Origin of the sequence: Dolichospermum planctonicum, assembly GCF_005402965.1 — a bacterium.
Taxonomy (GTDB): domain Bacteria; phylum Cyanobacteriota; class Cyanobacteriia; order Cyanobacteriales; family Nostocaceae; genus Dolichospermum; species Dolichospermum planctonicum.
Genome location: NZ_BJCF01000023.1, coordinates 57,613 through 67,833, shown reverse-complemented (window position 1 = coordinate 67,833; position 10,221 = coordinate 57,613). Strand labels below are relative to the sequence as shown.

At 34.5% G+C, this 10,221-nt stretch carries 13 protein-coding genes and 1 pseudogene; 5 read left to right on the top strand and 9 right to left on the bottom strand.

All coding sequences use genetic code 11. The features are described 5' to 3' along the window. Positions 1–124: 124 nt before the first annotated feature. Both FFO06_RS11730 and FFO06_RS11725 read left to right on the top strand, forming a co-directional pair. Positions 125–682 (top strand): annotated as a pseudogene (locus tag FFO06_RS11730) (RNA-guided endonuclease InsQ/TnpB family protein); the annotation flags it as partial. A 213-nt stretch (positions 683–895) separates the two neighbouring features. Further along, entirely contained in the window at positions 896–1,090 is a 195-nt protein-coding gene (locus FFO06_RS11725; protein WP_370743707.1) for a zinc ribbon domain-containing protein, read from the top strand. A gap of 118 nt (positions 1,091–1,208) precedes the next feature. Here the strand turns inward: FFO06_RS11725 and FFO06_RS11720 are convergent, their stop codons facing one another. Continuing rightward, a complete protein-coding gene (locus FFO06_RS11720; protein ID WP_137908202.1) occupies positions 1,209–1,847 on the bottom strand; it encodes a MotA/TolQ/ExbB proton channel family protein in 639 nt (212 codons plus the stop codon). A 347-nt stretch (positions 1,848–2,194) separates the two neighbouring features. Here FFO06_RS11720 and FFO06_RS11715 point away from each other — a divergent pair, with 347 nt between their 5' ends. Continuing rightward, positions 2,195–2,632, top strand: coding sequence for a helix-turn-helix transcriptional regulator (locus FFO06_RS11715; RefSeq protein WP_137908201.1), 438 nt, complete (start codon positions 2,195–2,197; stop codon positions 2,630–2,632). Between the two features lie 7 nt (positions 2,633–2,639). Here the strand turns inward: FFO06_RS11715 and FFO06_RS11710 are convergent, their stop codons facing one another. From FFO06_RS11710 to FFO06_RS11690, 5 genes are all read right to left on the bottom strand, one after another. Then, positions 2,640–3,389 carry a DevA family ABC transporter ATP-binding protein gene (locus FFO06_RS11710; RefSeq protein WP_137908200.1) on the bottom strand — a complete coding sequence of 250 codons (750 nt, stop codon included), beginning with the start codon at positions 3,387–3,389 and terminating at the stop codon, positions 2,640–2,642. Positions 3,390–3,439: 50 nt separating this feature from the next. Continuing rightward, positions 3,440–4,621 (bottom strand): ABC transporter permease DevC, encoded by a 1,182-nt coding sequence (devC, locus tag FFO06_RS11705; RefSeq protein WP_137908199.1) that lies wholly within the window; start codon positions 4,619–4,621, stop codon positions 3,440–3,442. A 34-nt stretch (positions 4,622–4,655) separates the two neighbouring features. Further along, positions 4,656–5,945, bottom strand: coding sequence for an ABC exporter membrane fusion protein (locus FFO06_RS11700; RefSeq protein ID WP_137908205.1), 1,290 nt, complete (start codon positions 5,943–5,945; stop codon positions 4,656–4,658). 131 nt (positions 5,946–6,076) lie between these two features. Further along, on the bottom strand, positions 6,077–7,696 hold the full coding sequence (locus FFO06_RS11695) for an RluA family pseudouridine synthase (protein ID WP_137908198.1): 1,620 nt from the start codon (positions 7,694–7,696) through the stop codon (positions 6,077–6,079). A 67-nt stretch (positions 7,697–7,763) separates the two neighbouring features. Next, positions 7,764–8,363, bottom strand: a complete 600-nt coding sequence (locus FFO06_RS11690) for a ferric reductase-like transmembrane domain-containing protein (protein ID WP_137908197.1) — start codon at positions 8,361–8,363, stop codon at positions 7,764–7,766. Positions 8,364–8,750: 387 nt separating this feature from the next. On the opposite strand from FFO06_RS11690, the gene FFO06_RS11680 reads away from it, so the two are divergent. Both FFO06_RS11680 and FFO06_RS11675 read left to right on the top strand, forming a co-directional pair. Next, positions 8,751–8,972, top strand: coding sequence for a hypothetical protein (locus FFO06_RS11680; RefSeq protein ID WP_137908196.1), 222 nt, complete (start codon positions 8,751–8,753; stop codon positions 8,970–8,972). Continuing rightward, entirely contained in the window at positions 8,969–9,247 is a 279-nt protein-coding gene (locus FFO06_RS11675) for a type II toxin-antitoxin system VapC family toxin (RefSeq protein ID WP_201275447.1), read from the top strand. Before FFO06_RS11680 ends, FFO06_RS11675 begins: the two co-directional genes overlap by 4 nt. A gap of 13 nt (positions 9,248–9,260) precedes the next feature. On the opposite strand, the gene FFO06_RS11670 is transcribed toward FFO06_RS11675, so the two are convergent. The 3 genes from FFO06_RS11670 to FFO06_RS11660 form a co-directional block, all read right to left on the bottom strand. Then, positions 9,261–9,467 carry a DUF6887 family protein gene (locus FFO06_RS11670; protein WP_137908195.1) on the bottom strand — a complete coding sequence of 69 codons (207 nt, stop codon included), beginning with the start codon at positions 9,465–9,467 and terminating at the stop codon, positions 9,261–9,263. 91 nt (positions 9,468–9,558) lie between these two features. Further along, positions 9,559–9,828, bottom strand: coding sequence for a hypothetical protein (locus FFO06_RS11665; RefSeq protein WP_137908194.1), 270 nt, complete (start codon positions 9,826–9,828; stop codon positions 9,559–9,561). Continuing rightward, on the bottom strand, positions 9,776–10,120 hold the full coding sequence (locus tag FFO06_RS11660) for a DUF6972 family protein (RefSeq protein WP_137908193.1): 345 nt from the start codon (positions 10,118–10,120) through the stop codon (positions 9,776–9,778). The genes FFO06_RS11665 and FFO06_RS11660 overlap by 53 nt, the downstream gene beginning before the upstream one ends. Positions 10,121–10,221 lie beyond the last annotated feature (101 nt).

Genomic DNA, 10,221 nt, shown 5'->3' with positions numbered 1-10,221 from the left:
GACGTTTTTGGTGATTTACTGTTTCTCAAATGCCTTTTTTCACTTTATATGTTTGTTTTGATGCTCTCTTTAATTTTTTCTCTACGTAATTTACCTCTGTGACAGTTTGGGGTGCGGAATGTGGGTTGAATATAAAACTGGATGGAAATTATTAGAAGACCGAAAACACATTAACTTTACAGATAAATGTGGAATTGGACAACTAAAATTAATTGGAACTTGGGATTTACATTTCTATCAAATCAACCAAATCAAAAGAATTAGAATAGTTAAACGTTCTGATGGATATTACGTTCAATTCTGTATAGATGCAGAAAGAAATATTGAGATTAAACCAACAAATAAAACTATTGGTTTAGATGTTGGACTCAACAGTTTCTATACTGATTACCAAGGAGATAAAGTTGATAATCCGAGGTATTTACGAAAATCAGAAAAATCTTGAAAACGATTACAGAAAAAAGTTAGTCGTAAAAAGAAAGGTTCTAATAATCGCAAGAAAGCTATTAACCGTCTTGGTAGAGGACACTTGAAAGTTTCACGTCAGCGTAAAGACTTTGCTATAAAAACAGCATTGTGCGTGGTTAGATCTAATGATTTAGTGGCGTTTGAAAAACTGCAAGTGAGAAACATGGTTAAAAATAGCAAATTAGCCAAATCAATTAGTGATGTGGGATGGTCAGTGGATTTTGGATTTACGATTTTGGATTTTGGATTGACTCCACCCTCAAGTGTGGAGCTTGGGGATTTTAGATTAGCAATTTTGGATTAGTTCCGCCCTGAAATTGTAGGGGTCAACGGCCGTTGCCCCCTACTTGTACCGAAAATTCCCAATCTAAAATCTAAAATCTAAAATCTAAAATTTCTTGGTCATTGTTTACTCAATGGTTAGAGTATTTTTAAAGTCTATGGGCGTGTAATTATACCTGTTGCACCTCAATATACTTCTCAAAATTGTTCTAATTGTGGGGAAATAGTTAAAAAATCTCTATCAGTTAGAACTCATGTTTGTAAATGTGGTTGTGTTCTTGACCGTGACCATAATGCTGCAATCAACATTCTAACTAAGGCACTAAGACAAGTTGGCTAGGATGTAAGTACGGTGGGGCGCACCGAAACTAACGCTTGTGGAGAGATGACCCTCTACCCAGACTTGGAGACAAGTTTATTGAAACAAGAATCCCCGTCCCTCTATAGGGCGGGGAGCGTCAAGAAATATCTCCTCTTTCATAGTAACGACGATAAAGTAATTCTAACTGACCACCATATTCTTGAATCCAAGCAATTTGGCGTAAATACATTCCCCGAAAGGTATTAGCAAAAAACAGGGTAATAATAGCTACCACTAATCCTGATGCTGTAGATACTAAGGCTTCACTAATTCCAGATGTGACACCGGCGGTTTTTGTCCCGCCGACATCACCAATATTCAATGATTTAAAGGAAGCAATTAAGCCCAATACTGTACCTAGCAGACCCAACAAGGGGGCTAAACCAATAATTGTATCGAAAATGTTCTGAAACCTTTTTAATAGGGGAATTTCTGCCTGTGCTTCACTTTCTAAAGCCAAACGAAATTCTTCTGGGTTGGGTTCTTCCAGTTCTAAGGCTGCTAAAAAAATCCGGGCTATAGGTAAATCAGCATTTCTATGTAGTATGTCTAAAGCAGCGACTACATTACCTTGACGATAAGCTTTAAGGACAGTTTGGACAATACGGTTTTGACGGTTGCTGATTTTTACCCAAAAGGCAACGCGTTCAATAATTAGCGCCACTCCTAACACAGAAAAAAACAGCAGTGGCCACATGACTATACCACCAGCTTGGAATAAATTACTAATTTCCATTAATTTCCATTGACTATTTTGCTAATCTTCCACACTTAGATTAACAGATCGTGGTCAAGAAACAAGAATCAGTAAGTGTTGTTTTATTTTTAAGTAATTTAATTTACAATTGAATCTGTATTCCTGGGTTAATGGCTCGGAGTTTTTTGGTAGAGATTAACTTTGGATTTATTGTTAGATCATATATTGACACAACACAATTTAGGATGCAAAATACTTTTTGCTACTTTTGATCCTTAAAATTAAAAGTTATCAATATAAAACAGGGATATAAATTGGCATTATCTAATTAATTTTGATTATTAGGTAATGTCATTTTTTCAAAAATGATTTATAGATTAAACATTATGATTTTGAATGAATGGCAGTACAATATTACTAAGGCACAAATGAATAAATTTGAGTTAGCAATGGCTCAATATGCTAGTAAACCAGTTCCAGAAGATGAAAACCAAAAACTACGTTATGAGGCTCGTATTGATTCACTCAAAAGCCAAATTGAGGAGTTTACTCAAGAGATAAAAGAGTACGAAAATCTCAAAAATAATCAAGGTAAAATTGAGAAATTGCAATATGATAGTTTAGAAAAACTACCAGAAGCACTCATCAAAGCGCGGATTATTCGTGGACTCACTCAAGAGAGTTTTGCCAAACTTTTAGGAGTTAAACCTCAACAGGTGCAACGTGATGAAGCAAATGGATATGCTAGTGCTAGTTTGACAAAACTTTTGAAAATTCAACACACTCTTAATCTGGAAATTCGGGAGGAAATTATCTTTAAATAAGGGAGGATTAATTCACTTTTCCACGAATATCTACACCATCACTTTTCAATTGTCCATCTTCCATGTAAATAATCCGATCAGCTATATCGAGAATGCGGTTATCATGGGTGACAAGCAAAATAGTACAGTCTTGTTCTTTGGCCAACATTTGCATTAATTCTACCACATCGCGGCCTGATTGTTTATCTAATGAAGCTGTAGGTTCGTCTGCTAATACTATTTTTGGGTGACTAACTAAAGCGCGGGCTATAGCTACCCGTTGTTTTTGTCCACCGGATAAATTCTCTGGATAGTAATTAATATGTTCCCCTAAACCAACGTGTTCTAACATCGCTATAGCTTTGGCATTAATATCACCTTTGAAGTAATTTTCGTGCAACTCTAAAGACATCCTGACATTTTCTTTTGCTGTTAAAAAACTCATTAAATTATGGGCTTGAAAAATATAACCAATTTGACGACGTAATTTAGTTAATTGTCTCTTACTAGCCCCAGACATTTCCTGTCCTAATATTTGTAAACTTCCACTTTGGGCAGAACGTAAACCCCCCATTAATGATAATAGGGTAGTTTTGCCCGAACCAGAGGGACCTGTCATAATCACAATTTCCCCCGCATTAATCTCTAAATTAATATCAAATAATACTTGTTTTTGTAGCGCACCTTTACCAAAATAATGATTAAGATTGGCTACAGAAATCACTGTTTCTGAACTAGAAATAACTTCAGGAGCAATAGTTGTAAGTTTCAATGGCATAGTTCCTTCCCTTGGGGTGAGATATAAAAAAGAGTTTTATTGATTGAGAATTAAAAAATGTCAGCAGGATCAGCAGAACGCAGTTTTCCCATGGCAACTGCTCCAGAAATAGTACACATAATTACTGTTAAGATAAAAACATTAATTGCCCGATCTAATTTCATAGCTATGGGTAAAAGAGTCGCAGTAAAAGTTAATTGATATATCCCAAAAGATAGCAACAATGCAGGTAAATAACCTAATGCAGCTAATAACAATGCCTCTTGTAATAAAACTCCCAATAGATAATGATCAGTATACCCCATGGCCTTGAGAGTTGCGTATTCTGGTAAGTGATCAGAAACATCAGAATAAAGGATTTGATAAACAATGACAATACCAACAATGAAACCGACAATCACACCCAAACCAAAAATAAAACCAATACCTGTACCATTAGCCCAATAATCCTTTTCCTTTTGAGCAAATGTTTCTGGAGTTCCAACTTCCACAAAAGGATTTTGAGGATCTGGATTTAATCTTATTCTCAATTCGGCTTTGATTTTTTCAAGATCAGCACCGGGTTTGAGAGTAATTAAACCAACTTCAATTTGATCAGGTTTGCGGTTAGGAAATAATTGTAAAAAAGTGGAATCACTAGCCACAACATTACCATCAGAAGCAAAGGAAGCACCATTTTGAAATAAACCTTTAACATTGATATTTTTTCCGTTTAATTCAGTATTAAATTTCCCCGTTGCTCGAAAAATTTTGCCAATTTCCCCATATTCTGGACGACTGGCTTCATCAAACAAAACTTGATTTAATTGTTTGAGATCATCTTTATTAGCTTGGACTTCAGGAAATTTTAAACCAGGTGTAGCTGGATCTACACCCCAAACTAAAATAGATCGATCCATTCTTGTCTCAGGATTACGCCATTGTCCTATACCTATGTAAATAGAACTAACTGACTTGACACCTTCATAACTTAATGCTTGATAAAGTCTTTCTCTAGAAAAGCTTTTAACTGAAAATAGAGTTTGAAATTGGGGATTAGTTAAGACTAAATCGGCTTGTAAATTGCGATGAGGTTTGATAGCAGAATCAAATAATGCACTTTCAAAACCCATTTGAATAAATATTAGTATATCAGCAAAGGCAATTCCTGATACTGCAATTACTAACCGCGTTTTTTCTTTCATTAATTGTCGCCAAGCTAGGGGTGTTTTTTTAAATATTTTATTAATCATTAGTTTGATTTTTTGCACCTTTATGGGTAAGATTTTACAATTTAATTGCTGTTTGGACTTGCAAGTTAGTTAAGCCAGAAACTCGTTTACTATCTTCAGGATTTAGGCGAATTTTTACTTCAATAATTCTACCATCTAGGTTTTCTCCTGGTTGATCACCAAAGACATTTTGGCGCTTGACTTGTAACCCAATTTGTTGGACTATACCTTTTAATTCTCCTGTAAATCCTTGACTGGTAATTATGGCTGTTTGTCCTAATTTGATCTTACTAATATCGGTTTGATAAACTTCTGCTACTTCCATCATTATGTTAGTTTGGGCAAAGTCAGCCACCCCTGGTTTATCAATTTTTTCACCGACACGGGCATGAATTTTAATAATTTGTCCCGTCATAGGGGCGCGAATATAAGCTCCTTGTAGTTCGGTTTCTGCACGTTGCAAATCAGCGATCGCACTTTCAACTTCTGTTCTGGCTAATTCTATATCAACGGGACGAATTTCGCCAATACTACTAAGTTTAGCCTTGGCTTCACTAATTTCTTTATTGCTAGTATTATTAATACGATTTAGGGCAATTTTAGCTTCTGCTAGTTGTTTATTTGCGGTGGTATTAATCCGTTTGAGAACCGCTTGAGATTCATTTAATATTTGTTTTGCGGTTTCTACATTTAAACGTTTACTATCAATTACAGAATTAGAAATTACACCCTCAGAAAATAACTGTTGATAGCGTTGATATTCTGCTTGGGCATTGTTTAATTCTGCTGTTAGTTTATTAATAGTTGCTGTTTGGGCAATTCTATCACCTTCCCATTGGGCTGATATCCGAGCAATATTTTCTGCTTGGGCTTGTTTATCTCCTGTATATTGGGCTTTAATTCTCTCAATAATTGCTTGCTGTGCGGCAATTTCTCCTGACTTAGCACCAGCCTTAATTTGCTGTAATTTAGCTTGGGCAACTTTCACCTGTTTCTGTCTTTGAATCAGGGCTTTTTTTAGCAGATCACGAGATTGTAAAATGGCAATTACTTGCCCTACTTTAACATTATCACCTTCTTTAACTAATAGTTGAGAAATGCGATCGCCATCTAATGCTAAGGGTGCAGATAATTTAATTATTTCTGTTTCTGGTTCTAATCTTCCTAATGCAGTCACCATGGGCGAAATTGGGACAATTGGTTTTGCTTCAATTACAGAAGATTTTTCCATTTTGCCAAAGTTAGAAATCCCATAAATAGCAATTCCTCCTGTTATCGCAGTGGCCGCAACTATTAAAGCAATTAACCCTTGATTTTTAGGTTTAAACAACAGTTTATAACTCATCATAATTCACAAAATTAGCCATACCCACATACCCAACTTCTTTAAAGAGGTCGGGTATTTTTTAGATATAAAGAATAATATGACAGTTTTGTAATCTTTGTCAATATATCTTTACAAATTAGATGTGATCATTAAAACGGTGTTTTTACCTGTAAATGTAATATTTTTTCTAAATGGGGATGGTAAAAACTCAACTCCCTTGCGTGTAAATATAATCTACTGACACTCTTGAGACAACCATAGAGTTTATCCCCTAAAATCCTCATTCCCAGTCCTCTCTTATCAGCAGCATGAACCCGTAATTGATGGGTACGTCCAGTAAGAGGTATAAATTCTATTCTGGTATATTTTCCTTCTGCGCCTATTACACGAAAGCGCGTTAAACTAGGCTTACCCCGTTCTAAATCCACTTGTTGATAGGGACGATGATCTGGATTTCCCCATAAAGGTAAATTAATTTCCCCTTCATTAATAGTTAGAGAACCTGTAATTATAGCCTCATAAACTTTATGAATTTTCCTTTGTTCAAATTGTTGACTTAATTGGGAATAGGTAACTACATCTTTAGCTATTAATAAAATCCCAGAAGTATCTTGATCTAAACGATGTACAGCTATTATTTCCTGATTATATAGATAACCTAAACGACTAATTACACTATCTTGATTATGAGAATAACGACCGGGAACAGACAATAATCCTGATGATTTATTAACTGCAATTAGCCATTCATCCTCATAAATGATTTCTGGTTGATTTAGCTTTAATCCTGATAATAAAAATCCCATTAATGGCTGACATCTTTCCAAACAAGCACCATAAAATTCTCCAGAAACCTTATTTTCTATAGAAGAATTACCCCACCAAAATTCAGCCATTGCTAAAGGTTTTAATCCATGGGTTGCAGCATAATGTAATAATTTAGGAGCGCAACATTCCCCCGTTCCGGTTGGTGTTCCTCCCGGTAATAATTGCTGTAAAGATAAAGATTGTCCAGAAAAATTAGTTAGACTATAAGCAGCGTGCATTTGTGTTTGTAATTTGCGAGATAGTTCTTTGCGCTGTTGTCTTAATTCCGTAATTCTTCTATCTGCGGCGGCTTTAATCTCCTGCAAAGGCTGTAAAACTTCATTTTGACGGCGTTTGATATTTCGGCGTTCAATTCCCTGTTGACGGCTTTCTGCTGCTAGTTTTTCTAAGGCAATTTTTAGAGATTCACCGCTAAGAATTTGCTCTAATTTTTGCCGTTGTTCCTGTCGTTCTAGTTTGCTATGATGATGATGTAAACTAATAGCGTGTAATTCCTGGGTATATTCATCAGAAAGAGTTTGATATGTTTGTCTTTCAGTAATTTTTTGGAGATTAATTATCTCTTTTTTAATAGTTTCTAATTCTGCTAAAGTCTGAGTTTCTAATACAGCCACTTCCTGTCTACCAGGAATAGGTGGAATCCAACCCTCGACCAGACTATTACCATGGAATAACCCAGAAAATGCCTTAATAACTCTTAATTCACTATTGGGTAATTCAACTAATAAAATACCATACATTTTTCCCTCACGGGAATAAGGATAATTTTCCTCAAGTTGTTGCATGAGACTATGGGCTATAGCTTCTGCTAAACCAGTGCGAGGTAATCTTAATATTTCACCAGTTTGGGGACATTTACCTTCATAGTAATAGTTTGGTTGTGAGGGAGAAATTATAGCATCAGAGTTGATAAAATCGGAAATTGGATGAAGAATATTCATAATAGTCAGAAAATATATAGTTTAGGAATTACTAACTTTTTTATAAGTTTTTCAGGAATTTTATCATTTACTTTTTCTTAAATTCAATTATTTTTCTAACAACAAAAAGCAAACATAGACTCATAGATAAAATAACTGCAAAGGGAGTGAGATAAGTCCAATTACCGGACATTTTATCTAAAATATGCCAGGGAAGTATAAACAAACATAGATAGGTTAAATTGTGGATTTTTTTCCAATTTCCTTTAAGTTTTATCATACTTTCATCATTAGAAGTTATAGCTAGAATCGTGAAAATAATTATTGATGATAAACCTTGGAAATAAGTAATCCAAGTATTAAAATCTAAGAGATTTAAAGATCTTGTCCAGATCAATAATGCACCGTGATTACAAGCAAAACAAAAAGCAGCAACACCAGTGTAGCGTCGGGTTTTTAATAAGCTTTTCCAAATAGATTGTTGCTTATAAAAATTCGGAAAAACTGTTTTTATCATAGTCGGAATAATAGTCAATGAATAATATATTAAAGACAAAAAACCAATAATATTTGCATAATCAGTATGTGGCATCAAAAAAAACAATACAGTACTGACGGTGTAACCAATAAATACTAATGCGACAAAACTAAAACAGCCCTTGAAGTTGTTATTAAATAGAGAGTTCATGTCCAGATTCCTTTAATCAATGAATACTTAGATATCAGTACCGAAACAAAAAAGTCTTAGCTAACAATCAAAGCAATCAAAACTATACTGAAAATTATACTGACTTCACTATTACTCTTTATTACTTTTTCTCAGACAATACGGTCTAATTTTTTCACAATTAGCAAGAAATAGCAATATTTCCAAAGGTAGTTGACAGAATTTTATTAGTATGATGCGGGGAATTTCCATTAGTATTATCCTTCCGCAAGCCACTGTTTATAACCATACATAAGTAATCTTTCCTTTAAATTAGCAATAGCTTCGGATCTGGGTATATTAATTGACTGTACGCGATATACATCATATTGATATATAATGAAAATGAATAATTTTTGATATCTGCTTATGACATTACAAGAATTGCAAAAACAAGTATTACAGTTACCAATGAGCGATCGCTGGCAATTGGTACAAACTATATTAGAATCAATACAACAAGAAACTATATCACTATCAAAGCAGGGTAATTTATCTCGACTGCGTGGTATTGCTAAAAGTGTAAATATCTCCAGTGATGAGAATATTAATGGAGATTATGTCACTTATCTAACTGAAAAATACCAATGAAGCGAGTTTTTATTGATACGAATGTCGTCCTAGATTTTTTGCTGGAACGAGAACTTTTTGTAGAAGATGCAGTCAAGCTATTTGCAAAAATTGATGCAAGTGAGATTATAGGGTTTATTGCTGCTACTACAATTACTAATATTTATTATATTATTCGTAAAGCAGCAGGTGTAAAAGTTGCTCAAGATGCAATTTATCAAATTCTCACAGATTTACACATTTGCACAGTTGATAAAAATATTTTAGACTTTCAATTAATCTTTTACCATTACTAAAACGCTGCAAGAATTATGCAATTGATTCAGTTCCATCTTTGATTATCGCCTGTTGAACTTGTTCTTTCCAATTTTCATCATTTGGGTTAATTGTGATCATCCGTCCTTCAGATTTAGAACGATCAACATAAGCGTGAAAAGCTGAAATATCTTCTCTGTGAGTAAGAATATAACGACGTAATTCTTTCAGAGTCATTGCTTTATAATTAACTAATGTCATCGTTCATCCTCTATTAAAATTTCTTACTTTTCTTAGCGTCTACCCTGGGGGATATATAAGAGAGATTGCGCGAAACAAAAAATATACTAACTTACACTAATTCAGCAGCTAAAAGCCTACCTTCAAATGGTTCATACTCATCTTCTAGTAACCATAACTTGGCAGTTTCATAATCATTACTAGAAAATACAACCTTATCACCCTGTTTTGGATCATAAATTCGACAATTTCCCTCACTATCACAAAGTAATAACAGAATATATGGAGGTGATAACATCGGATCTATCCATACTTCTGTAAATTCCCAGTTATTCTTCACTTGGTCTGGTGCGGGGTATGACGTGGTATTGGTTGTCTGCATTGATTTTTATCTCCCCATAGTAAAGTGGAATATTACTACCATCTGGACTAATTCTATAACCTATTGGTTCAGTAAAAAACATTCCATAGCGTTCATAATCTCGAACAGTGCCGATAAACTCACCTTCTTCTATTATGCACTGAGCAACTTGATTCATGGTATTTTCATCGTTAAATACATGAGCGGCTTGTCCTTTTTTTAGAAGTCTCTGCATTTGCGGTGTTCCTGGTAAATGCTTGGCAATATGTCTAACGTCAAGGGTGATTTGACGATTAATTAATTCTGATGTCATTTAATTTTACCTAATTTACTTTATATAACAAACTTAATGAGGTCTATATCTAACCGAAAATGGTGTATATGGGAGAATACCGTCCTCAAAGGTCGTGATAT